Origin of the sequence: Rhizobium sp. S163 (assembly GCF_030380805.1) — a bacterium.
Classification (GTDB): Bacteria; Pseudomonadota; Alphaproteobacteria; order Rhizobiales; family Rhizobiaceae; genus Rhizobium.
Genome location: NZ_JAUDSA010000018.1, coordinates 680,303 through 706,299 on the forward strand (window position 1 = coordinate 680,303; position 25,997 = coordinate 706,299).

Annotated in this window: 22 protein-coding genes, 1 tRNA gene and 2 pseudogenes; 14 read left to right on the plus strand and 11 right to left on the minus strand. The window is 62.7% G+C overall.

Translation table 11 applies throughout. The features are described 5' to 3' along the window. Positions 1–105 precede the first annotated feature (105 nt). A complete protein-coding gene (locus QTL96_RS18900; protein WP_289728725.1) occupies positions 106–867 on the plus strand; it encodes a hypothetical protein in 762 nt (253 codons plus the stop codon). Positions 868–1,028: 161 nt separating this feature from the next. On the opposite strand, the gene QTL96_RS18905 is transcribed toward QTL96_RS18900, so the two are convergent. Next, positions 1,029–1,102 (minus strand) — tRNA-Gln (locus QTL96_RS18905). Between the two features lie 259 nt (positions 1,103–1,361). Between QTL96_RS18905 and QTL96_RS18910 the strand changes: the two genes are divergently transcribed. From QTL96_RS18910 to QTL96_RS18920, 3 genes and pseudogenes are all read left to right on the plus strand, one after another. Then, positions 1,362–2,924: a Ppx/GppA phosphatase family protein gene (locus QTL96_RS18910; protein WP_289728726.1), complete on the plus strand. Its 1,563-nt coding sequence runs from the start codon at positions 1,362–1,364 to the stop codon at positions 2,922–2,924. A 10-nt stretch (positions 2,925–2,934) separates the two neighbouring features. Continuing rightward, complete coding sequence (locus tag QTL96_RS18915) at positions 2,935–3,654, plus strand: RlmE family RNA methyltransferase (RefSeq protein WP_289728727.1); 720 nt, start codon at positions 2,935–2,937, stop codon at positions 3,652–3,654. Between the two features lie 81 nt (positions 3,655–3,735). Further along, a pseudogene (locus QTL96_RS18920) lies at positions 3,736–4,130 on the plus strand (VOC family protein). A 13-nt stretch (positions 4,131–4,143) separates the two neighbouring features. Here the strand turns inward: QTL96_RS18920 and QTL96_RS18925 are convergent. Then, positions 4,144–5,568, minus strand: a complete 1,425-nt coding sequence (locus QTL96_RS18925; RefSeq protein WP_289728728.1) for a DHA2 family efflux MFS transporter permease subunit — start codon at positions 5,566–5,568, stop codon at positions 4,144–4,146. Positions 5,569–5,821: 253 nt separating this feature from the next. On the opposite strand from QTL96_RS18925, the gene QTL96_RS18930 reads away from it, so the two are divergent. The 5 genes from QTL96_RS18930 to QTL96_RS18950 all read left to right on the plus strand — a co-directional run bounded on the left by QTL96_RS18930 (position 5,822) and on the right by QTL96_RS18950 (position 10,768). Next, positions 5,822–6,814, plus strand: coding sequence for an MBL fold metallo-hydrolase (locus QTL96_RS18930; protein ID WP_289728729.1), 993 nt, complete (start codon positions 5,822–5,824; stop codon positions 6,812–6,814). A gap of 463 nt (positions 6,815–7,277) precedes the next feature. Next, positions 7,278–8,762 (plus strand): IMP dehydrogenase, encoded by a 1,485-nt coding sequence (gene guaB, locus QTL96_RS18935; protein ID WP_289728730.1) that lies wholly within the window; start codon positions 7,278–7,280, stop codon positions 8,760–8,762. Further along, positions 8,762–9,319, plus strand: a complete 558-nt coding sequence (locus QTL96_RS18940) for a hypothetical protein (RefSeq protein WP_289728731.1) — start codon at positions 8,762–8,764, stop codon at positions 9,317–9,319. Before guaB ends, QTL96_RS18940 begins: the two co-directional genes overlap by 1 nt. A gap of 97 nt (positions 9,320–9,416) precedes the next feature. Beyond that, the gene (locus tag QTL96_RS18945; protein WP_209189610.1) at positions 9,417–9,839 is read left to right on the plus strand and encodes an MAPEG family protein; all 423 of its coding nucleotides are present in this window, start codon (positions 9,417–9,419) and stop codon (positions 9,837–9,839) included. 281 nt (positions 9,840–10,120) lie between these two features. After that, positions 10,121–10,768, plus strand: coding sequence for a TetR/AcrR family transcriptional regulator (locus QTL96_RS18950; protein WP_289728732.1), 648 nt, complete (start codon positions 10,121–10,123; stop codon positions 10,766–10,768). 23 nt (positions 10,769–10,791) lie between these two features. Here the strand turns inward: QTL96_RS18950 and QTL96_RS18955 are convergent, their stop codons facing one another. Continuing rightward, a complete protein-coding gene (locus QTL96_RS18955) occupies positions 10,792–11,748 on the minus strand; it encodes a LysR substrate-binding domain-containing protein (protein WP_018898533.1) in 957 nt (318 codons plus the stop codon). 203 nt (positions 11,749–11,951) lie between these two features. On the opposite strand from QTL96_RS18955, the gene QTL96_RS18960 reads away from it, so the two are divergent. Beyond that, positions 11,952–12,251 carry a DUF1127 domain-containing protein gene (locus QTL96_RS18960; protein ID WP_113009985.1) on the plus strand — a complete coding sequence of 100 codons (300 nt, stop codon included), beginning with the start codon at positions 11,952–11,954 and terminating at the stop codon, positions 12,249–12,251. Between the two features lie 96 nt (positions 12,252–12,347). On the opposite strand, the gene QTL96_RS18965 is transcribed toward QTL96_RS18960, so the two are convergent. The 5 genes from QTL96_RS18965 to QTL96_RS18985 all read right to left on the minus strand — a co-directional run bounded on the left by QTL96_RS18965 (position 12,348) and on the right by QTL96_RS18985 (position 17,673). After that, positions 12,348–13,223: a DUF937 domain-containing protein gene (locus QTL96_RS18965; RefSeq protein ID WP_289729145.1), complete on the minus strand. Its 876-nt coding sequence runs from the start codon at positions 13,221–13,223 to the stop codon at positions 12,348–12,350. 99 nt (positions 13,224–13,322) lie between these two features. After that, entirely contained in the window at positions 13,323–14,696 is a 1,374-nt protein-coding gene (locus tag QTL96_RS18970) for a glutamate--cysteine ligase (protein WP_289728733.1), read from the minus strand. 146 nt (positions 14,697–14,842) lie between these two features. Beyond that, positions 14,843–15,583, minus strand: a complete 741-nt coding sequence (locus QTL96_RS18975) for a 16S rRNA (uracil(1498)-N(3))-methyltransferase (RefSeq protein ID WP_289728734.1) — start codon at positions 15,581–15,583, stop codon at positions 14,843–14,845. 13 nt (positions 15,584–15,596) lie between these two features. Then, positions 15,597–17,096, minus strand: coding sequence for an inorganic phosphate transporter (locus tag QTL96_RS18980; protein WP_289728735.1), 1,500 nt, complete (start codon positions 17,094–17,096; stop codon positions 15,597–15,599). Between the two features lie 64 nt (positions 17,097–17,160). Then, complete coding sequence (locus QTL96_RS18985) at positions 17,161–17,673, minus strand: NUDIX hydrolase (protein WP_289728736.1); 513 nt, start codon at positions 17,671–17,673, stop codon at positions 17,161–17,163. A 446-nt stretch (positions 17,674–18,119) separates the two neighbouring features. On the opposite strand from QTL96_RS18985, the gene QTL96_RS18990 reads away from it, so the two are divergent. Beyond that, entirely contained in the window at positions 18,120–19,277 is a 1,158-nt protein-coding gene (locus tag QTL96_RS18990; RefSeq protein WP_289728737.1) for an adenosylhomocysteinase, read from the plus strand. A gap of 13 nt (positions 19,278–19,290) precedes the next feature. On the opposite strand, the gene QTL96_RS18995 is transcribed toward QTL96_RS18990, so the two are convergent. After that, positions 19,291–20,202 (minus strand): agmatinase, encoded by a 912-nt coding sequence (locus QTL96_RS18995; protein ID WP_289728738.1) that lies wholly within the window; start codon positions 20,200–20,202, stop codon positions 19,291–19,293. Between the two features lie 92 nt (positions 20,203–20,294). Continuing rightward, positions 20,295–21,292 (minus strand): annotated as a pseudogene (locus QTL96_RS19000) (zinc-dependent alcohol dehydrogenase family protein). A 101-nt stretch (positions 21,293–21,393) separates the two neighbouring features. Between QTL96_RS19000 and QTL96_RS19005 the strand changes: the two are divergent. Further along, positions 21,394–22,245, plus strand: a complete 852-nt coding sequence (locus tag QTL96_RS19005; RefSeq protein ID WP_289729146.1) for a LysR family transcriptional regulator — start codon at positions 21,394–21,396, stop codon at positions 22,243–22,245. A gap of 3 nt (positions 22,246–22,248) precedes the next feature. On the opposite strand, the gene QTL96_RS19010 is transcribed toward QTL96_RS19005, so the two are convergent. Then, entirely contained in the window at positions 22,249–23,145 is an 897-nt protein-coding gene (locus QTL96_RS19010) for a LysR family transcriptional regulator (protein WP_289728739.1), read from the minus strand. Positions 23,146–23,279: 134 nt separating this feature from the next. Between QTL96_RS19010 and QTL96_RS19015 the strand changes: the two genes are divergently transcribed. Continuing rightward, on the plus strand, positions 23,280–24,719 hold the full coding sequence (locus tag QTL96_RS19015) for an FAD-linked oxidase C-terminal domain-containing protein (RefSeq protein ID WP_289728740.1): 1,440 nt from the start codon (positions 23,280–23,282) through the stop codon (positions 24,717–24,719). Further along, positions 24,716–25,921: an FAD-binding protein gene (locus tag QTL96_RS19020; RefSeq protein WP_289728741.1), complete on the plus strand. Its 1,206-nt coding sequence runs from the start codon at positions 24,716–24,718 to the stop codon at positions 25,919–25,921. The genes QTL96_RS19015 and QTL96_RS19020 overlap by 4 nt, the downstream gene beginning before the upstream one ends. The last annotated feature ends 76 nt before the right edge of the window (positions 25,922–25,997 follow it).

Below are 25,997 nucleotides of genomic sequence, written 5' to 3' on the forward strand. Positions count from 1 at the left end.
GGTTCAGATGAAGAACCTTGCTTGAGAATAGACACAGCTTTCCAGCTCGCATGGACTTCACGCTGCTATCATGGATAAGAGTCCCTGAAGTGGGGCAAGTCTATAATGGAAGATATTTTCAAGTTGGAATATGTCGATAAAACATTTGGATGGCTGAACGACAACCAGGGGATACTCTCTCTTGCGCTATTCTTAATAACGGCGGCTTACGGCTGGTTCAGCGGAATATTCTCTACGCTTAGGAGGCGGCCGAAATTAGCCGTGAATCTAATTTGTGGTCCAACTTTTTCTTGTACGTTTGTTACTGGAAGAACGCACGACAGGTTTGAAGCGCATACGACCTGCATTGCTTTATACTTGAAAGTGTCAAACGTCGGGTCGGCAGCATCGAGTATTGATAATATATCTGTAGGATACCACTGGCATTTGCGGCCAATTAGCTGGGCATGGATAAAATACCGGATTGGCTGGTTCTGGCTTGAGGAGCAGGCCATCTCTTTATCTGATTTTCAAGTGAGCATCGGTGACAGTGTCAAGGTCTATCCATTCTTGACCCAACAGAACTCCATTTCGCCTGTCCGCGTAGATACCTTTCTTGATGTTGGGAGGTCAGTTAGTGGAGTTGTTTATTTCGAGCAGAGAGAAAGTTGGGGCGGGTGTTTTCCATCGCCAGCGCGCGGCCGAGTCGCCATAAAGATTAAGATCAGGGATGTCTTTGGAAGGGACCATGTGTCTAAACATCGGATATCGGCTGTCGGTCTTGAAGAAGCTCGAAAATACAATCCAACCTTTGGAACCACGCGTGAGGAACTCCGGAAAAATGAAAGGCCTACGGTGAGCGACCCATCGGACCACAACGCCGGCTAGCTGGCGGTTGTTAGAAGCATTCGCTCTGATTTTGAATGCCGCCGCAGCGCTAGCGGCTTTGGAGATAACAGATGCGATCTCACGGCAAACCAAAGCGTTGCAGCAGGAAACACCGGTGTTGGCCCAGTGAAGTAATTTATCTAACTTTGGAGAAATAAATTTGGCTGGGGAACCTGGACTCGAACCAAGATTAACGGAGTCAGAGTCCGTCGTTCTACCATTGAACTATTCCCCAGCAGTCGCTGCCGAAGCGTGCTTGGCTGCTGTGCGGCGCTTATAACCAAATCATCGCGGAATGCAAATAGCTGTTTGAAAAAAAATTGAACGGCGTTGTGGAGTGTTGGAAAAGGCGGATTCTTGAGGGTTGGGAAAAAGAATTTGTCGTTTTGGCCGAGCGCTGGTATCTTCGCGCCAACGCAAAATCGAACGAGCGCCAGCAGCATACCTCCAGGAGTTCATCCTTCAGGACTTGCGCGGCGCGGTGGAAAAACAACGTGGAAGACCCCGAAGGCGGCTTTAAGTCGCAATCTGACGGGGCGTCGGCGGCAGCGCGCAAGGATGGCAAGAAATCCAGGCGCCGCAAGGGCAAGCGTGGCGGGCAATCCCGCAATGCAGCTCAGGCCGCTTCGCATGCCCCCTCCGGCATTGCCGGCGAGGCAGCGCGCCCAATGGATGCACGTCCAACGGACATTGCGGCCGAGACATCGGCCCGCAAGCGCAAGCGCCGCCGTCGCGGCTCCGGTGCATCGGGCGAGGGTGCTCCAAGACAGCAGCAACAGGGTGATCAGGTCGCATCCGCCAATCGCGCGGGCGCGCATGATGGCGACGCGGCTTCGGGCAAGCGCGGCCGCCGCAAGCATCGCGGCAAGCGCGGCCTGCAGGGTCGGCCGCTGGCGCAGACAAAGCCATCAGGCCATCAGCCCGCGCAGGCGCCCGCGAATCAGCCGAATGTCGGCCGTGGTCCCGCGCAGGAAGCGCGCGGCGAAAACGACAATCGTGTCCAGCGTCATCATCAGGAGCGCGGCGAACGGCCCGCTTCCGCTCATCCCTGGCCGGATGAGCTCTACGCCGCGCTCGACCTTGGCACCAACAATTGCCGCCTCCTGATCGCGCAGCCGACCCGCCCGGGCCAGTTCCGCGTCGTCGATGCCTTCTCGCGCATCGTGCGCCTGGGCGAGGGCTTGGCGGCGAGCGGGCGTCTGTCCGATGACGCGATGGACCGCGCCGTCGATGCGCTGCGCGTTTGCGCCGGCAAGCTGAAGAACCGCGAGATCCGCCGCATGCGACTGATCGCCACCGAAGCCTGCCGCCAGGCAAGCAATGGCGAGGAGTTCCTTCAGCGCGTTGTTGCCGAGACCGGGCTCGAGCTTGAGATCATCGATCGCGAGACCGAGGCGCGTTTGGCCGTCTCCGGCTGCTCCTCGCTAGTCGGGCGCGAGACGCGCTCCGTCGTGCTCTTCGATATCGGCGGCGGCTCGTCCGAGATTGCGGTTATCCGCATCGGCGACAGCCGCTTCAGCCGACTTGCCAACCACATCACCCATTGGACCTCGCTTCCCGTCGGCGTCGTGACCCTGTCCGAGCGCCACGGCGGACGCGATGTCACGCCGGATGTCTTCGAAGGCATGGTGCTTGAGGTCGAGGGCATGCTCTCCGGTTTCGATTGCCCCGTCATCGATGGCGATCTCGGCGATTTTCACCTGATCGGCACCTCGGGCACGGTCACCACGCTTGCCGGTGTCCATCTCGATCTGCCGCGCTACGACAGGCGCAAGGTCGATGGCATCTGGCTGTCGGATGATGAGGTATCGGCCATGCAGGCCAAGCTCCTCTCCTGGGATTTCGCCAGCCGCGCCGCCAATCCCTGCATCGGGCCCGATCGCGCCGATCTGGTGCTGGCAGGCTGCGCTATTCTCGAGGCCATTCGCCGCCGTTGGCCGAGCCCGCGCATGCGCGTTGCCGATCGTGGCTTGAGGGAAGGCCTTCTCACAGACATGATGGCGGATGACGGCGTCTGGCGGCGCCATCGCCACCGCCGCGGCCAACGCGGCAAATAAGGGATCAGCTATGACCAAGCCAACCATTGCGGGCAACCGCACCGGCCGCAAGCTCGGCCAGCGCGTCAAGAACAAGAAGATGAAGGCGTCCTCGCGCCAGTGGCTGCAGCGCCATATCAACGATCCCTATGTGCAGCGCGCCCAGCTCGAAGGCTACCGCGCCCGCGCCGCCTTCAAGCTGCTTGAGATCGACGAGAAGCACGGCATCCTGAAGGGCGCGCGCCGCATCATCGATTTGGGTGCCGCACCGGGCAGCTGGTCGCAGATCGCCGCCAAGGTCACCGGCTCGACGGATGAGGATGTGCGCGTCGCGGCCATCGACTTCCTGGAGATGGCGCAGCTCCCCGGCGTCAAGATTCTGCAGCTCGACTTCCTCGATCCGACAGCACCCGACCAGCTGATGGAAGCGGTTGGCGGTACACCCGATCTCGTCATCTCCGACATGGCTGCGCCGACCACGGGCCACCACAGAACGGACCATCTGCGCACCATGCATCTGTGCGAAGTCGCCGCGCATTTCGCCATCGAGGTTCTGGGCGAGGGCGGTCACTTCCTGGCCAAGACCTTCCAGGGCGGCACGGAAAAGGACCTGCTCAATCTGCTGAAGCAGAATTTCAAGCAGGTCGTCCACGTCAAGCCGGCGTCTTCGCGCGCCGAATCCGTCGAGATGTTCCTGCTCGCCAAGGGTTTCAAGGGACGCAAAGCTGCGGCCGACGAAACGGAGGCTTGATTTCGGGCGCATTCCGGGTGGAGTATGACACTCCCAAGACGGCCCATCATTGGGCCAAGACCGGAATGACCGCGGATATCAATGCTGCTTTACGTCACGCTCGGAACCAACGACATCGACCAGGCACGGCATTTCTATGATGTCGTGCTCCCCGTACTGGGCTACCGCCGCCAGCGCTATTCGGAAGAAGAGATCGGCTACGCCGCCGATGGCGACATCCGCTGCCGGCTGTGGATCGTCACCCCCTTCAACCGTCGCCGCGCATCGGATGGCAATGGCACGATGATTGCGCTCGCGGCCGAGACCCGGGCGGATGTCGATGCCTTCTATCGCGCCGCGATATCAGCCGGCGGCGTCAGCGAAGGCGAGCCGGGCTGCGCCCCTTCCACGCCAATTTCTATGCGGCTTACGTGCGCGATCCCGATGGCAACAAGCTGAGCGCCGTCTGCGAGGCGCCCGAGCCGGCCGCCGAATAAGGGCTGCGGACGCTTACTTCACCGCCTGCTGTTCCGCCTCCAGCACGCTCGGCGCGAGCGGTTTGACGCGATGCCCGGAGACCAGCGCGCCGGCATGCTTGTCCATGCGGATGAAGGGAATGGTCGCGACCACGGTCATCACCGCGATCACGTAGAAGGCAATGTGGAAGTCCACCACCTGCAACGCTTCGCCGCGAATGAAGATCGAGGTCTCCAGGATCGCCGCGGCCACGGCCACGCCGAGCGCCAGGCTGATCTGCTGCATGACCGAACTCATCGAGGTCGCCTGGCTCGCCTGCGCATCGTCGATATCGGCATAGGCAAGCGCGTTGACGCCGGTAAAGAAGAAGGAGCGCGAGAAGCCGCCGATCAACAGTACTAGGATAATGACGAGATGCGGCGTGGTCGGCGTGAAGAAGCCGGTGGTCACAGTCACCAGCGTCGTCACGCCTGCTGCCGTCAGCAGCGTCGAGCGGAAGCCCACGGCCGCGAATACCCGCTTGGCCATGAACTTCGTGGTGATCGCGCCGATCGCACCGGCGAATGTGATGAGGCCGGATTGGAACGGCGTCAGCCCGAAGCCGAGTTGCAGCATCAGCGGTGTCAGGAAAGGCATGGCGCCGATGCAGATGCGAAACAGCGTGCCCCCTGTCGTCGATGCCCGGAAGGTCGGGTTCTTGAAGAGCTGCAGATTGAGGATCGGCGCCGGATGCCGTCTCGCGTGGCGCACATAAAGCGCGCCGCAGACGATGCCGATCGCGGTCGCCGCGATGCCGATGATCGGCGGCAGCGCCGGCAGGCTGACGACGGAGAGCCCGAAGACCACGCCGGCTGCGGCAAAGGAGGTCAGCACGAAGCCGGTGATGTCGAGTTTCGGCGGCGCCGTCGCCTCGACTTCAGGCAGGAAGATCGTTGCCAGCCACACGCCGATGATGCCGACGGGCACGTTGATCAGGAAGATCCAGTGCCATGTGAAATAGGTGGTGATGAAGCCGCCGAGCGGCGGTCCCGCGAGCGGCCCGACCAGCGCCGGGATGGTCAGCAGCGCCATGGCCGAAACCAGATCGCTGCGCTTTGTGGTGCGCAACAGCACCAGGCGGCCAACCGGCGTCATCATCGCTCCGCCCATGCCCTGCAGGAAGCGGGCAACGACGAATTCGATCAGGCCGGACGAGATCGCGCAGAAGATCGAGCCGACAACGAAGACGCAGATGGCGAGGCGGAAGATGCGCTTGGCGCCGAACCGGTCCGCCATCCAGCCGCTGATCGGGATGAAGACAGCGAGCGACACCATGTAGGATGTCAGCGCGAGCTTCAGCGTGATCGGTCCGACATGCAGGTCGTTGGCGATCGCCGGCAGCGCGGTCGAGATGACGGTGGAATCCATCTGCTCCATGAAGAGCGCGACGGCAAGGATCAGGGGAACAATGCGGTTCATGCGCGAAAGCCTTGGGGGTCTAGCAAAGGCGGCTTGGAAGCAACTGCTCTTTAGTCCTCGCACCGGCATCTGCCAAGTGCGCATTCATCTTAGGAAATGCGAATGCATCACGTCTGCGTGAGACGGATGGTTCAGGGATTTTAACGCGCGGAATTGACATATGTTCGTTTCAGCGGATTGCGATAAACGGTGATCCGCGATGACGACGGGGGCGGCGCGCCAATGCGCCGTGCGTTATTACAAAGAATGGAACATGGCGATTTCGATGGGGATGAACAGGCGCGCGTTTGTAGCGGCAGGCGTTGGCCTGCTGGCAGCGCCCATGATTTTGAAAGAGACGGCCGTGATGGCCGCAACCGGAGATAACACCAAGATGGATGCGACGACGCAGCCCCAGTTCAATCAGTTCAAGCTCGGCTCCTTCAAGTTCACCGTGGTCAAGGACGGTGGCGTGGTTGGCGAAAAGCCGAATGAGACTTTCGGCACCAACCAGACGCCGGAGACCGTTCAGGCGCTGCTCGCCAAGAACTTCCTGCCGACGGACAAGTTCGTCAACACCTTCGCGCCCTTCGTGGTCGATACCGGCTCGGACGTGATCCTTGTCGACACCGGCTTCGGCGAAAGCGGCCGCGCCAAGGGCAATGGACAACTCGCCGCCGGCCTCAAGGCTGCCGGTTATTCGACTGATGACATCACCATCGTCGCGCTCACCCATCTGCATGGCGACCATATCGGCGGCCTTATGGAAGGCGGCAAGCCTGCTTTCGCCAAGGCCCGCTACGTCGCCGGCAAGACCGAGTACGACTTCTGGACCGACAAGGCCCGCGAGGGAACGCCGGCCGAAGGCGGCCACAAGGCGGTGCTCGCCAATGTCGCGCCGCTTGCCGAAAAGATGACCTTCATCGGCGAAGGCGATACGATCGCCTCCGGCATCACCGCGATGATGGCCCCCGGCCACACGCCCGGCCACATGATCTTCAACATCGAGTCGGATGGAAAGCGCCTGATCGCCACCGGCGATACCGCCAACCACTATATCCTGTCGCTGCAGAACCCGACCTGGGAAGTCCGCTTCGATATGGACAAGGCTCAGGCAGCCGCCACCCGCAAGAAGGTGTTCGACATGATCGCATCAGACAAGGTACCGTTCCTCGGCTACCACATGCCGTTCCCGTCGGTTGGCTACGCCGAGGTTTACGAAAGCGGCTACCGCTTCGTACCCAAGACCTACCAGTTCGACCTCTGATCCTGCTGCATGGCAGCCATACCAAGCCCGGCCACCGCGCCGGGCTTGTCGTGTTTTTGCGAGGTGTTTTTCGGAGGGAGGGCGCGTTCCTCCATCTCCGCCCTCATTCCTGTGCTTGTCACAGGAATCCAGCCGACGCGCGTCGGCGCGGCGAGAAGAGTCTATTGCGCTCAAGGACTTGAGCGCGCTGGATCCCTGTGACGAGCACAGGGATGAGGACGGAAAACGGGGTGCGCTGAAAGAAAGCCGGCTTTTGACCTGTCGTATCCGTCCTTACAGCGAGCGCCTCTACAGCGCCGTCGCCATCCCGACGCCACCCACGGCCGGCCACATTTTTTACTATTCCCTTAACGCCATAGACGTGGTACCAGCCCTCGCCAACTTCCAAAGCAACCTTACACATCGCCGGTGCGGATAAGACGTTCCGGGTGAGGGTGCATTTTTCTTTTATAAGGAATTGGCCATGGCTCGCATCATTGAAACGCCGACCGGTTTAGACGCACTCACCTTCGATGACGTGCTGCTGCAGCCTGGTCACTCCGACGTCCTTCCGGGCCAGACCAGCGTCGCGACGCGCATTGCCACCGATTTCGAACTCAACATACCCATTATCTCGTCCGCCATGGACACCGTCACCGAAAGCCGTCTGGCGATCGCGATGGCGCAGGCTGGTGGCCTCGGCGTCATTCACAAGAACCTGACCCCGGTCGAGCAGGCCGAGCAGGTCCGCCAGGTCAAGAAGTTCGAAAGCGGCATGGTGGTCAACCCTGTGACCATCGGCCCGGATGCGACGCTCGCCGATGCGCTGGCGCTGATGAAGATCCACAGCATCTCCGGCATTCCGGTCGTTGAAAAGTCCGGCCGCCTCGTCGGCATCCTGACCAACCGAGACGTCCGCTTCGCTTCCGATCCCGCCCAGAAAATCTATGAGCTGATGACCCGCGAGGGTCTCGTCACGGTCAAGGAAACCGTCGACCAGCAGGAGGCCAAGCGCCTGCTGCACGCTCATCGCATCGAAAAGCTGCTGGTGATCGATGGAGAGGGCCGTTGCGTCGGTCTCATCACCGTCAAGGACATCGAGAAGTCGCAGCTCAACCCGAACGCCTCCAAGGATGCGCAGGGCCGCCTTCGTGCCGCAGCCGCAGTCGGCGTCGGTGACGATGGCTTCGAGCGCGCCGAGCGCTTGATCGAGGCCGGCGTCGACCTGCTCGTCGTCGATACCGCCCATGGCCACTCGCAGGGCGTTCTGAACGCCGTCGCGCGCGTCAAGAAGCTCTCCAACTCCGTCCGCGTCATGGCCGGCAATGTCGCCACTTCGGATGGCACCAAGGCGCTGATCGATGCAGGTGCGGATGCCGTTAAGGTCGGTATCGGCCCGGGCTCGATCTGCACCACCCGCATCGTCGCCGGCGTCGGCGTTCCGCAGCTCGCCGCCATCATGTCGGCGGTTGAAGCGGCCCGCGCCCAGGATGTCCCCGTCATCGCCGATGGCGGCATCAAGTTCTCCGGCGACGTCGCCAAGGCTATCGCATCCGGCGCCTCCGCCGTCATGATCGGTTCGCTGCTTGCCGGCACCGATGAGAGCCCAGGCGAAGTCTACCTCTACCAGGGCCGCTCCTTCAAAGCCTATCGCGGTATGGGCTCCGTTGGCGCCATGGCCCGCGGTTCGGCTGACCGCTATTTCCAGGCGGAAGTGCGCGACACCCTGAAGCTCGTTCCCGAGGGCATCGAAGGCCAGGTTCCCTACAAGGGCCCGGTCTCCGGCGTCCTGCATCAGCTTGCCGGCGGCCTGAAGGCTGCCATGGGTTATGTCGGCGGCAAGGACCTCAAGGACTTCCAGGAACGCGCCACCTTCGTGCGCATCTCCGGCGCCGGCCTCCGCGAAAGCCATCCGCACGACGTCACCATCACCCGCGAAAGCCCGAACTACCCGGGTTCCGGCGCCTGATGAACGACGCGAGCAGCCGTATTCCGACCTCGGTCGTCGCGCTGCTCGCGGCCATCTCCCTGGGTGTCTTCATCTGGATGCTCCTGGGCTACGTCCTGCCGTTTCAGGATATGACCCACGCCGCGATGCTCGAAGCGCGGCTGGGTCGCTATGATGCGAGCGATATCGACGCCATGCGCGGCTTGCTCGAGCGAAAGCCGGAAGCGCGCGACTTGCTTGTCGCCATGCATCGCGGACCCGATCTGATCCTGCCATTCGTGCTGACGGCGTTTCTGTTCACTGTTCTCGCCAAGCTGCGTCCCGCCGGCCGTTATTTCAATCGCCCGATGCATCCCTTGATGATCGCCGCGATCTATGTGCTGCCCTTCATCTACGGCTTCTCCGATTACGCCGAGAACATCCTGACCGACAACCTTTTCGCCGGCGGCGCCGAGTGGAGCTTCGCCGCGGCATTGCTGCCATGGGCGTCGAGCCTCAAATTCGCGAGCCTCACCGTCTGCGTCATCGTCATCCTGCGCTTCCTCGTCTACCGCATCGTGCCGCCAAGGGATCGCTGACGCCACTGGCCAAACCGACACTGGAAACCCCGGTTCGTTTGCTCTAAAGCTCTGACACCAAAAGAAAACTGGCAAAGGAGACGAGCGTATGACCGGAATGACAGGCTATGAGATGTTCTGGCCCATCATCGCCCATGCGGCGCTGGTCTACCTGCTCTACATGCTGCTCGGCTACCGTCGCCAGAAGATGCTGAAGTCGGGCAAGGTGCGTGCATCCGACTATCGCGAAAACCGCGGCGAGCCGACCGAAAGCCTGATCGTCAAGAACAGCCTCGCTAACCAATACGAACTGCCGGTGCTGTTCTACGCCTGCTGCATCCTTCTCTACATGACCGAGGCGGATAACCTGATTGCGCTCGTGCTTGCCTGGATCTTCGTCGCCTTGCGCTATGTCCACGCCTTCGTCCACGTCACCAGCAACAACCTGCGCTACCGAAGCCCGCTCTTTGCCGCAGGCTATCTCGTGCTAGGCGTCATGTGGGTCTGGCTTGCGGTCTGGATCATGTTCCCGAACGGCTGAGCCGGCCACCTCGCTCCCCGCGAATCGGCCTTGCTGATCCCGGGGAGTGACGGCAGCGCCTTACACGCCATGCGACGCGTTCTTTCCGCAAAAACTGCGTAAATTTACCCTCGAAAAACCGACCAAATCAGGGCGTATCACCTCGATTTGGTTGAGCTTTTGCCGGTCGATAAAATACAACCTATCCTGTTTACGCCTCATGAAGACCTGCATGTCATATCGGCCAAAAGGGCCGGTTTTGGGCAATGTCCGGTCTGCGAATATGAGGGATGGGGAACGACATGAACGTCGGGAGCTTCGATCGCATTGGCCTCCGCAGGAAGCCGAAACAGGAACGCAGTATTCAGAGGCTGGACCTGATCTTGTCCGCCGCCTCGGAGCTGATTGCGGCCAAGGGTGTCGGCGCCATGCGCATGACCGAACTCGCGGTTGCCGCCAATGTGCCGATCGGCTCGGTTTATCAGTATTTCCCCGAGAAGGCGGCGATCGTCAAAGCGCTGTTCGACCGCCATTCGCTTGCCATCCGAGCAAGGGTGGCGGACGCCTTCGCGTCGGTGCAATCCGTACCGGAAGCGCTCGATGTGCTCGAGGCGACCATCGACTGGTACTATGAAGACTATCGCAATGACGCCGCGAGCCTCGGTGTCTGGCTCGGTACGGAGACCGACCAGGACCTCTCTCAGCTCAATGTGGAGCACAACAGCCGCATCGCCCGGATCTTTCGCGAAACCACCCAGCGGATCGCGCCTGAACTCAGCAATGTCGATAGCGAAGCGCGCACCTATCTCTTCAGCCACCTGATCGGTTCGTCGGTCAGGCTTGCGGTGACGAGCGACCCTTGCTTCGCCGCCCGCATCCTGCAGGAATGCAAGTCGCTCGTGCGCAGGTCCTTCTTCACATCCATGCCGGCGGAGCTGGTCGCCGGCTGATCCCAATTGCCAGCTCGTGCCAATTACCAGCTGGTAACGGTGTTCGCGACCTTCAGCCGCGGCTGCGCGCGCACGTAAGTGCCTTTCACCTCCGCGTCGAGATTGTCCTCCACCACGGCAGGCGTGATGTTGTCGAGGCAGGCGGTGATGTGCGCGGTGATCGCGTTCATCAGCGAGATCGAAACGCCTGGCCGCTTCATGATGCCGATCTGCACCGGGGGGAGCGCCGGGAAGCCGTCCGCCTGCGTCAGAACCTTCATGCCCGTGCGCAACGCCGATTCCGGCATGGTCGAGACGGCAAGCCCGGAGAGAACCGCCGCCGCGATGACGGTGCATGACCAGCTGGTGAACAGGATCTGATGTTCGCGCCCGCCCGCGTCGAGCGCGGCTATGGCGGTCTGTCTCCACGGGCAGTCGCGGCGCCCGACGGCGAGCGGCACCGGCGCGTCGTCGCGGATCGGATGGTTGGCCGAGCCGACCCAGCAGAGCGGCTCGGTCCTGACCACGTCCGACATGCGCACGCGCGGATTATGCGTCACCAGCGCGATGTCGAGTTCGCCCCTGTGCATGCGCTCGGCCAGATCGACCGACGGTTCGCAGACGATGTAGAGCTCGACATTCGGATGCGTCTTGGCGAAGCGGCCGATGATCTCGGGCATGTAGCGTTCGGCATAGTCGTCGGGCGTACCGATCCTGAGCGTGCCTTCGAGCCGATTATCGTCGAAGGCTGCGATCGCTTCGTTGTTGAGGCGGATGATGCGGCGAGCATAGTTGAGCAGCTTCTCGCCCTCGACGGTCAGCCGGTTGCCGCGGCCGTCCTTGATGAACAGCTGCTTGCCGATCCGCTCCTCGAGGCGGCGCATCTGCATCGAAACGGCGGATTGCGTCTTGTAGACCCGGTCGGCGGCCTTGGTGAAGCTGCCGGAATCGATGATGGCGATGAAGGTCTGCAGCTGGTCAATATCAAGAGGCGCGGCCATAGTTCTCACCTATAAACATCTCTGATGATAATCATTAGAAACATTCGTTGGACTGATCAATAGCCCTTTGGCATCTTGTGGCTGCAAATCAATCAAAGTGATGGACAGGCAAATCGGCCTGTCCGCTCGAAAACCAACTTGCCTCTCCGTGCCTGATCGCGCGGAAAGGGCGGGTTGTTGCGCGCCCATGAAAGGATCATCCCATGCGCACGACAGACCGGATATTAGAACTCGACTGCAACCCCGCGACCAAGACCTATTCGCAGCGTCTCGTCGCCGGTTTCGCAACGCTGGCATCCGTACTGCGCGTGTTCCGCAATCGTATGGAGATCAACGCGCTGCACGAGCTCGACGACAACCAGCTGAAGGACATCGGCCTTTCGCGGGCTGATCTCGACGCGGCCTTCCTGGCCTCGACCTTCTTCGAGGATCCGTCGGATCAGCTGACGCGGTCCGCGCGCAATCGCGGCCGTAATTCGCTTCATCGGCTTAATCAGGATTGAGCCGAAACCAGTTTTCCCCGCAGGGTGATAGCCAATAACCCTGCCTCTTGCCCGGTGCCGACCTCCCAGTCGTCTCCGGGTTTTTTTATGCGCGTTTTATGGCTTGGGGGAGGAGGGCGGCGTCTTCGGCATATAGCTCTCGAAGATCGCTTCCATGTTCTTCTGGTAGCCCTTTTGCACCTCGAGCCCGCTGTCGAACATGGTGTTCAGCATGTCCATGTAGCTCGATGCCTCGGGCGCCTTTTCCGTCTTCTCGCTGGCCTTCGGCGCTTCCGCGGGCTTCTGCGGCGCGGGCTGGGCGAAGCTACCCATCATTTCCTGGAATGCCTTGGTAAAGGGATTGTCGAGGAAGGGATTGGCCGGTGCCGCCTTTTCAGGCTCCGGCTTCGGCACGCTGAACATCAGCTGCATCGCCTGCGTGAACGGATTGTCGAAGATGCTCGGCTGCGGCGTCGGCGCCTGCTTCGGTGCGAAACCGGTTGCCTGCAGCCACTGCTGGATGCTCTCGCCCATCGCCGTGTTGACGAAGGGGTTCACCGGCGCGTTCATCTGCCCCATCGATTGCTTGAACAGCCCGCCCATCAGTGTGCCGGCCATGATCGGCAGCATCTGCTTGTAGATTTCCTGGCCGATCCCGGTCATCTGCGCGGCCTGCGCCGCAACTGCTCGCGACACCTCTTTGGAGCCGAAGAGCTGCGCCAGGATGTCGTTGCCGTCGGAGATCCCCTGCGGCGTGAATGCCTTGCTCATGTCCTCGAAATACTTGGCATAGTTGCCTGACGACACCGCCTGCATCAGGCCCATGAAATCGTAGGGGTTGCTGCTGCTGCGCTTCAGCCCGGCCGAGAAAGCCGGCATCAGCGCGGCCATTGCCTGCGTCGCCTGTTCCTGCGCCAGGTTGAACTGCTTGGAGATCGCGTCCATCGCCGCGCCGTTCTGCGCCTGCATCATCATGTCGAAGAGTGGCAGCATGGAAAAGCCCTTTCCCGGTTCGCGACGCATGATTGCGTCACTATAGCCGGAAAAAGGAATGCGCAAACCGCTTTTTGCAGAAGGGCTTAGAGCCTCGACCTAGTATTGGTACTCTTCGAATACTGGCTCCACCGAGCCGTTCCAGCGGCCGTTGTAGAGCGCCAGCAGGTCTTCCGCCAGCGTCGCCTTCTTGGCCATCACCTCATCGAGCGGCGACAGGAAGATCGTCTCGTCCTGGCCTTCGCTGTTGAGCTTGCCGCGCGCCTTGAGGCCGGCCTTGGAAATGGCAAGCACGTCGCGTGCCGTATCGTAAAGCGTGTGGCCACGGAATGCGGCCTTCAGCCCCTCGGCCGGCACCGCGTTGCGCAGCGCGTTCACCTCGTCGAAGCCCCAGTCCTTGGTCAGCTGGTCGGCGGCCTCAAGTGCCGTTGCGTCGTAGAGCAGCCCGACCCAGAAGGCCGGCAGCGCGCAGATGCGGCGCCACGGGCCGCCATCGGCGCCGCGCATTTCGAGGAAGCGCTTCAGGCGCACATCGGGGAAGAGCGTCGAGAGATGGTTGGTCCAGTCGCCCATCGTCGGCTCCCAGGCGGCGATCTCGCCCTTCAGCGCGCCGTTCATGAACTGGCGGAAGGTGATGTGGGTACAGTCCTTGTAGCGGCCGTCGCGGACAATGAAGTACATCGGCACATCGAGCGCCCATTCAACATAGTCGTTGAAGCCGAAATCGTCGCGGAAGGTGAAGTCGAGCAGGCCCGAGCGGTTGTTGTCGGTGTCGCGCCATATATCGCCGCGCCAGGATTGCAGGCCGTTGAGCTTGCCTTCGGTGAAGGGGGAGGAGGCGAAAAGAGCCGTTGCCAGCGACTGCAGCTTCATCGAAACGCGCATCTTCTTGCGCATGTCGGCTTCCGACGAAAAGTCGAGGTTCACCTGGATCGTGCAGGTCCGGTACATCATGTCGAGACCCTGCGTGCCGACCTTCGGCATGTAGCGGCTCATGATGCCGTAGCGCGACTTCGGCATGACGGGGGTCTCGGCCAGCGTCCACTTCGGGCTGCCGCCGATGCCAAGGAAGCGGATGCCCATCGGCTCAGCGATCTCGCGCAGCACGGCCAGGTGCGCGTTGGATTCCTTGCAGGTCTGGTGGATGTTTTCGAGCGGCGCGCCCGAGAGCTCGAATTGCCCGCCCGGCTCGATCGAGATGGCGCCCATGCCCGATGGCTCTGAAAGGCCGATGATGTTCTCGCCGTCGAGGATCGGCTCCCAGCCGCTCTTTGCTTCCAGACCCTTCAGCAGGCCGGAAATGCTGTTGTCACCGAAATAGGGAACCGGGCTGTTATCGGCGCGGAAGAAGGCGAACTTCTCATGTTCGGTGCCGATGCGGAACTTCTCTTCCGGCTTGTTTCCCGCCGCAAGATAATCGGTCAGCTCCTGAACCGAAGAGAGCGGGGTCTGGTCGGTGGTATCGCGAGCCATTCAAGTAACCTGTATTCGGGAAACGCCCGGAAAGTATCCGGACAGTAGGAAGGGTGATTAGGACCGCTGGCAGGTATGTTGCAAGTGAAATTGTTTCAACCAGCCATCAAAAAAATACCAGCAAGTGTGGCCCGTTGCCAACGCGGCTATTGGTTCCAGTCGCCGAGTGCCGCCTGTATCACTGCCATGGCGGCAACGGCTGCGGTATCGGCGCGCAATATTCTCGGCCCGAGCGGAATGGCGGTCACGAAATCGAGGCTGCGCAGCCGCGCGCGCTCGTCTTCGGAAAAACCGCCCTCGGGCCCGACGAGCAGCGCCAGCTTCCGCTCCTTCACCGCGTTCAAGATCGGCAGCGGGTTCTGCCCGGCGTCGCCCTCGTCGCAATAGATGATCCGCCGGTCGCTCGACCATCCGTCGAGCATGTCGAAAAGTCGCACCGGCTCTGCCACGTCAGGGATGCCGAGAATGCCGCATTGTTCCGCCGCCTCGATGACGTTGGCGCGGAGCTTGTCGAGATTGTTGATCTTGCCTTGCACGTGCTGCGTCATCACGGGCTGCAGCACGCCGGCTCCCATCTCCACGGCCTTCTGCACCAGATAATCCAGCCGCCCCACTTTCAGCGGCGCGAAGAGGTAATGAAGGTCGGAAGGCTCCGGCTGCGGCCGCGTCTGCTCCTCGGGCACGATCATGATGCGCTTGCGGGTGGGCAGCGAAAGCTTCGCCTTCCATTCACCGTCGCGGCCGTTGAAGACGAGGATCTCGGCGCCGTCGCCCATCCTCAGCACATTGGCCAGGTAGTTGTATTGGTCCGGCGTCGCCTCCGCCGCCACACCTTTGGAGAGGGGAGCGGCGACAAACTGCCGTTGCATTCTGAAATTGGCGCGCATCGAAATGTCCTGGCTAAACGAAGAGCGCGACCATAGCCCAATAGAGCGCGGCCGCAAGCAAAGCGGATGCCGGCACGGTGATGACCCAGGCGGCGATGATCGTCATGAAGTGCGAGCGCCGCACCAGTCGGCGCCGGCGCACCTCGTGGGTGTTGGGATCGTCGGGCTCCTCCAGCATCCAGACCTCGGCCTTGCGGCGCATGTATTCGATCCGGTGCTTGGAGTTGCGGGTGTACCATTCGCGGAAGAAGCCGACGCCGAACACCGCACCGACAGCGATATGCGTCGTACTGACCGGCAGCCCGAGCCAGGAGGCGACGATGACGGTGAAGGCCGTCGCCATCGCCACGCAATAGGCGCGCATCGGGTTGAGCTTGGTGATCTGCTCACCGACGAGGCGGATCAGGCGCGGCCCGAAGAGCAGCAGACCGACGGAAATGCCGAGCGCCCCGATCAGCATCACCCAGAGCGGCGGTTCTGAGCCGCGGATGAGAGGCTGTCCGAAGGAAACACGAACGATTGCTGAAAGCGGGCCGACGGCGTTGGACACGTCGTTGGCGCCGTGCGCGAAGGAGAGCAGTGCCGCCGCGCCGATCAGCGGCATCTGGAACAGCACCCGCAGTGAGCTGTTGCGGTTCTCCAGCCCCTGCGCCCGCATATTGACCAGCGGCCGCGCCACCAGCCAGCCGATGACACCCGCGGCGATGCCGATCAGGATGATCGTCGACGTCGAGAACGCGTTCATTCGCTCAAGCTGCAGGATCATGTAGGCTGTGAAGCCGCCCACCATGATAGCAATCAGCACCGGCACCCAGCGCTTGGCCGAGGTGATCTTGTCCTCGCGGTAGATGATCAGCGTCTTGACGAGATAGAGCATGCCGGCAGCAATCACGCCGGCGATCAGCGGTGAGGTCATCCAGCTGGAGGTGATCTCGGCCAGAACCCGCCAGTTGACCGGCCCCGGCCCGAGCGCGCCCACGCCCGCGCCGATCACCGCGCCGACGATCGAGTGCGTGGTCGAAACGGGCGCGTTCAGCCATGTCGCGAGGTTGATCCAGAGTGCCGCCGCCATCAGCGCCGCCATCATGATCCAGGAGAGCGTGGCGGGCGGGATCTGCGAGGCATCGACGATGCTGGACGAGATCGTCTTCACCACCGCGCCACCCGATATCGTCGCGCCGAGGATCTCGAAGATCGCCGCGATGACAAGCGCCTGGCCCATGGTCATGGCGCGCGCACCGACGGCAGCGCCGACGTTGTTGGTAACGTCGTTCGCGCCGATATTCATGGCCATGTAGGCGGCAAGCGCCGCGGCCGCGATCACCAGCCCGGCGTCGGGACGGCCGAAGACGTAGATCGCCGCAAACAGCATGGCGAGGCCGAGAAAGACGAAGCCGATCCCCGGCGCCACCAGCTTGCGCGAGACGTATTTCGACGCGTCCTCGACCTGCGTGAGCTTGTCGAGATCCTTGTCGAGCGTTCGTTTGGTGAGGACGGTGGGGCGGTCGGCCATGCTGTTCCTTATGATTGAGGCCCGCTTTTGCGCCGCTAATTCTAGCCGCGCAAGATGGCAGGAATCATTCAGCCGGAATCTGCTGCAGCGTCAGTGGTTCGAGTTGCCCGGTCATGCGGCGCTTGAAGAGCAGGAAGAGATCGCGCAGTTCCGGCTCGTTGACGCGCTTGGCAGCCTCTTCGCAGGAGACCCACTCGTAACGCCGCTCGCCCTTCTCCTTGAAATTCTTGGCGATCGTCGAGACCTCGAGCACGTAGACCTGAACCTTGCAGGTCACCTTCAGCCCGTTCTTCAGCACCTTGGGATAGTGGTAGCAGCCAATCGTCTGGCTCTCGACCGTTCCGCGCACGCCCGCTTCCTCGTAGGCCTCGCGAGCGGCCACCTCGTAGGAGGTCTTGCCGTCCATCGGCCATCCCTTGGGGATCACCCAGCGGCCGGTATCGCGGCTGGTCAGAAGCAGCACCTCGAGCGCGCCGGTCTTGCCCTTCGTCCGGTAGCAGAGCGCAGCATATTGCTGGCGCGGAGGGCGCCGGAACATCAGCTGGACATCGGAGGCAAGGCGGGCAAGTAGGCTCAACGGTCGGGTCACCTTTATCGGTTGGGTGCGTATATTAGTGTCTCATGGAAAGCTTGCGCGATCCATGCGTGTGTTTTGCTTTCGGTTCAGGCTTTATATCTATCAATAGAGCCTTTCGTTTTGGTTTCGGTTTCAAAAAACCGCCATCGAATGCTCTATTTCCGTCACGTCGAGTGCCATTTAATATGATATCGACTTTCGTCATAATCAACGACGACGTGAAGCTGCCCGGCGATAGCCTCAAACATTGGCAATTCTGCGTCGGTTCTCCACAGAAAAGATTGCCCGGCTAACATCCTGAAGGGGCGATTTGGCCCCGCGAAGCCTGCTCGGACAGGTGATCCGGCGCAATGAGTCGTCGTGTTTGCGTCGCTCTCGGCGAAAAATATTCTTGGTCGCCACCCGCCATTCGGCTTATCAATGCGTCGAAAACAGGAGGATGGTTCATGGGATCGGAAGCAACGCGCATCGATTGGATCGGAGGCAGCTGCCGGCTGCTGCAGGCAACGGCGGCGGAGTTCCGTGACTCTCGCCCCTTCGAGGGCCTGACGATCGGCACCGGCATCCATCTCGAACCGAAAACGGTGGCGCTTCTGATGACGCTCAACGCCGGCGGCGCGCGTCTGGTCTGCACCGGCAACCTGAACAGCACCCAGCCCGCAACGGTGGAGTATCTGCGCAGCCAGGGCATCACCGTCTTCGCCACCCAGACCACCGATCCCGCCGCGCATTATCAGAGCCTTGTTGCCGTGGTGGCCGAAAAGCCGGATCTGTTGCTCGACAACGGCGGCGATCTCTTCGCCATCGCCGCCGAAAGCCCCTACGCCAATCTCCTTGGTGGCACCGAGGAGACCACCTCCGGCCGCACCCGCCTGCTGCCGCTGCGCGACAAGCTGAACATGCCGATCCTCGTCATCAACGACAGCCCGATCAAGCAGTTCGCCGAAAACAAGCATGCCGTCGGCCAGAGCCTGTTCGAGAGCTACATGCGTTTCACCAATCGCTCCACCAACGGCAAGCGCGTCACCGTCTTCGGTTATGGCGCTTGCGGCAAGGGCACGGCCGCCTGCTTCCGCAATGCCTTCTCGCAGGTCAGCGTCGTCGATATCGATCCGGTGACCACGCTCGAAGCGCATCTGGATGGTTTCGTCACACCGCTGCGCGATGACGCCATCCGCTCCGCCGACGTGCTCGTCACCGTCACCGGCCATCCCGATATCGTCACCTTGAAGGACCTGCCGTTGATCAAGAACGGTGCCATCCTCCTGAATGGCGGCCATTTCCCGAACGAGATCGACGTCGCCGCCTTCCGCGCCCACGAGGATGTCGTCGCGACCGACCGCTATCCGGCCGATGGCATCGAGACCCTGCATATGAAGGACGGCCGCGCCATCCACATCCTGGGCGGCGGCCACATGGCCAACCTCGCCGGCCCGCGGCCGCTGGGTAATTCCGTGGAATCCATGGACCTCGGCTTCACCCTGCAGGTCCGCTGCCTGGAGCGCGTCGCCAAGCGCGGCGTCGGCCCCGAAGCCTGCATCGTGCCGGTGCCTGCGGATATCGACGCGATGGTGGCAAGCGCTTATCTCGATCTGGCGCGGTAGGCGCGAATGCCCGTCAGATTTGGCGGGCGATCGTCCCGATGACGTTGGTGACCAGACGCGCTGCCGTTAGCGCGGAAATACCGTCGATATCGGCAGGCGGATAGAGTTCGACGACGTCGAAGCCGACGATCCGGCCTCGTCTGCCTACGCCGGCAAGCAGATCGATGACCTGTGTGTATGTCAGGCCACCGGGCGATCGGGCAGCCACGCCGGGCATGATGCTGGGGTCGAGGCCATCGCAGTCCAGTGTGATCACGACCCGCGCGCCTTCGGGAACATGCCGGCGGGCGGCGTCGACCCCGAGGGAGTGAACCTCTCGAGCGGTGACGAAGCGGCTGCCATAGGCCTCAGCCGCTTCGATTTCCGTGCGGCGAGCGCTTCCGACGCCGCGCATGCCCACCTGCACCATCCCGGCGATATGTCCCATCTCGCTCGCCCGGCGCATCGGGTTGGAATAGCCGTGACGCTCGCCATGGAGCTCATCGCGCCAGTCGATATGTGCATCGATCTGGACAATCCAGATCGGCCCGTGATCCGAAAAGCCGGCGAGGAAGGGAATAGGGACGGAATCGTCGCCGCCGAGCAGGATCGGCACGGCTGACATCGCCAGTATTTCCCGTGTCTTTGCCTCGATCAGCGCCCGGTTCCGCGCGTTGTCATGCATCTCTGTCGGCAGATCGCCGGCATCAAAGCAGCATGCCGGCTTGCCGTCAAAAAGCGGCCCACCGAGATCAAAATCCCAATGCTCGACAAGTGGTGCGTCTTCCTGGCTCGCGGCGCGGATGGCATTGGCCGCGGTGGCGTAGCCGCTGCTGTCCTTGCCGCGATAGGTGCTGCCGTGAGCCGCGCCGAAGATCACCATGCGAGGCGTGCCGCCGGCAGGCATATGAGAATTGAGATCAAGAAAGGCAGGCGAAGCGGTCATTGCGGAACCCGGAGCATTGTTCGGTGGACGCATGCACTCAAACACCGGCGGCGCTCAACGTCCATGGGAATGTTGAGCGCCGTAAAGGAGCCTTAATCGATCTCGACCACCAGCTTTCCATCAGCCTCGCGGCTTTCGATCAACCTGTGCGCCTCGGCGACATCGGCAAGCGAAAACCGCCGGCTGTCCATGCGGGGCAAAAGCTTGCCCACTTCGGCGAGTCGCGTCACCTCGCGCAGGATCTCGCCGTGATGCGCGCGGCTTCGCCTGTCAGCAACGGCAGCAGCGTGAACACGCCGGAATAACTCGCCGCCTTGAACGAAAGCGGCGCCAGCGCATGCGTGCCCCACCCGAGCGCACTGACGACATGGCCGAACCGGCCGACCGCCTTGAACGCCATGTCGAGCCCGGCACCACCGACCGTGTCGTAGACGACATCGAAGCCTCGCCCTCCGGTATAGGCCGCGACGTGATCCTCGATCGTGCCGGTGGCGCGGTCGATCGGCGTGGCGCCGAGGCTGCGGAGATAGTCGGCCTTCGCCGCGCCATCGATCGCGTAGACATCGGCGCCGACAGCCTTGGCGATCTGCACCGCGATATGCCCGACCCCGCCGGCACCGCCGATGACGAGGACACGCTGCCCGCTTGCGACCTTCGCCCGGTCCACAAGCCCTTCCCATGCGGTGATCGCAGCGAGCGGCAGCGCGGCAGCTTCCCGCATCGACAGATTGCTCGGCTTGAGCGCGATGAGATCGGCGTCGACAGCCGCGAACTCGGCCAGCGACCCCTGAATGCCGCCGACACCGCCGGTCATGCCGTAGACGGCGTCGCCGCGCCGGAAGCCGGTCACATCAGGGCCGACTGCCTCGACGATTCCCGCCATGTCGATGCCGAGTATGGCGGGCAGGGGATGGCGGGCATGGGCGGCGTTGCCGGCGCGGATCTTGGTGTCGAGCGGATTGACGCCGCTGGCCTGGACGCGCACCAGCACTTGGCCTTTGGCGGCCTCAGGCCGAGCAATCTCGGTCTGGCGAAACGCGCCCTGTGGTGCGTCGACGACAAGCGCTTTCATCGGGGATTTCGAAGACATGGAACACTCCTTTCGTGTTTGTGAAAGGAGGATGCGCCGTTGAAGATCGAATGGAAATCATAGATAAAGCATGAAGATCATGCAGAAATGTTTGGGTGAACATGGAGTGGAGCGATCTCAGGCTGTTTCTGGCTATTGCCCGGCTTGGCACCTTGGGTGCGGCGGCACGCAGCCTTGGGCTGACGCAACCGACCATGGGCCGGCGTCTGCGCGCCCTTGAGGCAGCGCTCGGCCAGACGCTCTTCCAGCGCACGGCCGATGGTTTCGTGCTGACCGACGAAGGCGTGGCGGTCTTTGCCCATGCCGAGCGGATCGAGGAGGAGGCGCTGGCCCTGCAGCGCGAACTGGCCGGCACCGCCAGCGACCTCACCGGCTTCCTGCGCCTCTCGTCTTCCGATTGGTTCGGCACCCATCTGCTGGCGCCCGTCATCGCCGAGTTTTCGCTCGCCTATCCCAAGGTTGTCGTCGAACTCCTGACCGACAGTCGCCTGCTCAGCCTCTCCCGGCGCGAGGCCGACCTCGTCTTCCGCATCGCGCCCTTCACGGAGCCGGAAGTGATCTCCCGCAGGCTGCTGCGCATCGAATATGGCCTCTATATCAAGCGTGGCCTTCCGCATCCGGTTGTCGGAGACGGGGGGGGGGCGCGCTTGGTCACCATGGACGAGGCTTTCGGCGGCATGCCCGATGTCGTTTGGCTCCAGCGCCTGCTGCCGAAGGCGTCGATCGCGCTTCGCAGCAACAATCGCGATGTGCAGGCAACGCTCTGCGCCAACGGCGCCGGCCTCGCCGTCCTGCCGCGTCCGCTTGGCGACAGCCTGGCTGCGATCGAGCGGGTCGATCTCGGCGAACCGCCGCCGGGGCGCGATACGTGGGTCGGCTACCACCGCGACATGAAGCGCATGGCCCGGCTGCGCGCCCTGCTCGATCACGTCATTGAGCGGCTGGCTAACTGACCGTCACCGCTCCCAGTAGGGCACCGGCCCATAAAGCTCCGCGAGATAATCGATGAACAGCCGCACCTTGGCCGGCAGGAACTGGCGGCTTGGGTAGACGGCCGATAGCGTCACGTTGCGCGACCCCTCATAGGCCGGCAGCACCTGCACCAGCTGGCCGGATTTCAGCTCCGCGCCGATATCCCAGGTCGAGCGCAGCGCGATACCGAGACCGGCAATCACGGCCTCGCGGATCACCTCGCTGGAATTGGTGACAAGCATCCCCTCCGGCCGGATAGACAGCGCTCCCTCAGGCCCCTCGAGCCGCCAGACATCGTTATTATGCGCCGGCAGGCAGCGATGCCGCTTGAGATCGTCGATGCTATCCGGCGTGCCGTTCGCCCTGAGATAATCCGGCGAGGCGCAGAGCACACGGCGCACCGGGGCGAGGCGGCGGGCGACGAGGCTGGAATCGGTGAGCTCCGCGATGCGGATCGCCAGATCGAACCCGCCGCCGACGATGTCGCTGAACTCGTCGGAGAGCACCAGATTGATGGCGAGATTGGGATGCGCGTCCATGAAGCGCTTCAGATGCGGCGCGATATGCATGCGCCCGAACGAGGTCGGCGCCGACACCTTCAGCGTCCCGTGCATCTGCGCCGAGCGCCCGGAAATGTAGAACTCCGCTTCCTCGAGCCCGGCCAGAATGCCGAGCACCCGGTCGTAGAAACCCTGGCCGGCTTCGGTGAGCGAGATTTGCCGTGTCGTGCGCTGCAGGAGCCGCGTTCCAAGCCGGTCTTCCAACCGCTTGATGCGCTTGGAAACCACCGCAGGCGAGAAGCCGAGCGCCCGCCCGGCAATCGACATGCTGCCCGTCGCCGCCACCTTGGCGAAGATTTCGAGATCTCCCAGATTGGTCATGTCGCCCCGATAATTTCTTATTTTGTCATAAGTGCTTAGCATTTGCGCCAGATTGGGGAAAGTGTTAAGCCCGAAGCCTTGGCAGTATGGAGGATACGGCCGGTTTCGCCTGATATGGCGAAGGGAGGAAAGGCATGTCCGACGCCATTTCGTTTCTCGCCCCGCGCGCCGATGTCATGGCGCGCCGCCGGCAGATCGTTGCCGATCTCGCCGATCTCCTGCCGCCGGAATGTCTGGTTTCCGAGCCGCGCGAACTCATGCCCTTCGAGACCGACGCCTTCGTCTCCTATCGCCGCATGCCGCTCGCCGTAGCACTTCCGCGCAGCACGGCCGAAGTCGCGGCGGTGATGAAGTATTGCCATCGCTACGGCATCCCTGTCGTCCCGCGCGGCGCCGGTACGTCGCTGTCGGGCGGCGCCATTCCGCAGGAGGATGCGGTTGTCGTCTGCGTCTCGAAGATGAACCGCATCATCGAGATCGACCTATTCAATCGCGCCGCAGTGGTCGAGGCCGGCGTCACCAATCTCAACATTTCCGAAGCTGTCTCCGCTGAGGGCTTCTTCTATGCGCCCGATCCGAGCTCGCAGCTTGCCTGCACCATCGGCGGCAATATCGGCATGAACTCGGGCGGCGCCCACTGCCTGAAATACGGCGTCACCACCAACAACCTGCTCGGCGTGAAAATGGTGCTGGTCGATGGCACGGTCATCGATCTCGGCGGCAAGGGGCTGGATGCCGGCGGCTATGATCTCCTCGGCCTCGTCTGCGGCCACGAGGGCCAGCTCGGCATCGTGACGGAAGCAACGGTGCGCCTGATCGCCAAGCCGGAAGGCGCGCGCCCGGTGCTCTTCGGTTTCCCGACCTCGGAGGAGGCGGGCTCCTGCGTCGCCGATATCATCGCATCCGGTATCATCCCCGTCGCCATCGAGTTCATGGACAAGCCGGCGATCGAGATCTGCGAGGCCTTCGCCAAGGCCGGCTATCCGCTCGATGTCGGCGCGCTTCTGATCGTCGAAGTCGAAGGCTCGGAAGCCGAGATGGACGACGTGCTGAAGGATATCGTCGACATCGCCCGCCGCCATGGCGTCAGTACCGTGCGCGAATGCCAGTCGGCCACGGAAGCAGCCTTGATCTGGAAAGGCCGCAAATCCGCCTTCGGCGCCACCGGCCGCATCGCCGATTATATCTGCATGGATGGCACCGTGCCGCTCAGCCAGCTCTCCTACGTGCTGAAGAAGACCTCCGAGATCATCGAGTGCCACGGCCTGCGCGTCGCCAATGTCTTCCACGCCGGTGATGGCAACATGCACCCGCTGATCCTCTTCAACGCCAATGATCCAGATGACGCCGCCCGCGCCGAAACGGCCGGCATGGAGATCCTGAAGCTCTGCGTCGATGCCGGCGGCTGTCTCACCGGCGAACACGGCGTCGGCATCGAGAAGCGCGATCTGATGCGTCATCAATATTCCGAGGCCGATCTCGCCCAGCAGATGGCTGTCCGCGCCGCCTTCGATCCCGGCTGGCTGCTCAATCCCTCCAAGGTCTTCCCGCTCGAGGGGCGCCAACCCGCATGATCGAGCTATGCCCAACCACCGAGGAGGAAGCCGCCGAGATCATCCACGCCCATGCGCAGGCCGGCACGCCTCTGAGCGTCGCAGGCGGCAACACCCGCTCCGGCTTCGGCAATGCTGTCACAGCCGAACACCGCCTGCGCTCGACCGCGCTGACGGGCATCGTCGCCTATAATCCGGGCGAGATGGTGCTCACCGCCCGCGCCGGCACACCGCTTGCCGAAATCGAGGCGGCATTGGCCGAGAGCGGCCAGACCATGGCCTTCGAACCGATGGATCACCGCCCGCTCATGGGCACATCGGGCGAGCCGACCATCGGCGGCGTCTTCGCGGCCAACGTTTCCGGCCCGCGCCGCCTGATATCGGGTGCCGCGCGCGACAGCCTGCTCGGCGTCCGCTTCGTCAATGGGCGCGGCGAGGCGATCAAGGCCGGCGGGCGGGTGATGAAGAACGTCACCGGCCTCGATCTTGTCAAGCTGATGGCCGGCTCGCACGGCACGCTCGGCCTCATCACCGAAGTCACCTTCCGCGTGCCGCCGAGGCCGAAGTCGGAAGCGACGATCGTGATCTCCTGCCTCAACGACGCCGAAGCCGCCAACGCCATGGCCGCAGCGATGGCGCTGCCGGTCGAGGTCTCGGGCGCTGCACATCTTCCCATGACCGTCGCCTGGACCTTCCTTGGCAATCGCCTGCCCGAGGGCGAGGCGACCGTGCTGCGCATCGAGGGCCTGCCGGCCTCCGTCGCGACGAGAGCCGAAAAGCTGGCATCTGCGATGGCCGCCTTCGGCCCCGTCGCGCGCCTCGGTGAGGATGACAGCGCCACTCTCTGGCGCGAGATCCGCGACGTGAAACCCTACGCCGATGGTGGCCCGCGGCCCGTCTGGCGCGTCTCGGTGGCGCCGTCGATCGGCCACCAGCTGGTCGCGGCACTCAGGCTGGAGACCGGCGTCGACGCCTTCTACGACTGGCAGGGCGGTCTCGTCTGGATGCGGATGGAAGCGGACGCCGAAGCCGACCTGCTGCGACGTTTCATGGCGGCACTCGGCGGCGGCCATGCCACGCTGATGCGCGCGCCGGCTTCGATGCGCGCGGCGACATCGGCCTTCGAGCCGCCGGTCGATGCGGTGGCGCTGCTGTCGGCGCGGGTGAAGGAGAAGTTCGATCCGGCGGGGATTTTCAGTCCGGGGAAGATGGGGGGATGGTGATGGTGCGGTCTCCAGATGCACTCGGGAAAAACCCCTCCCCAACCCCTCCCCACAAGGGGGAGGGGCTTGCTGGGCG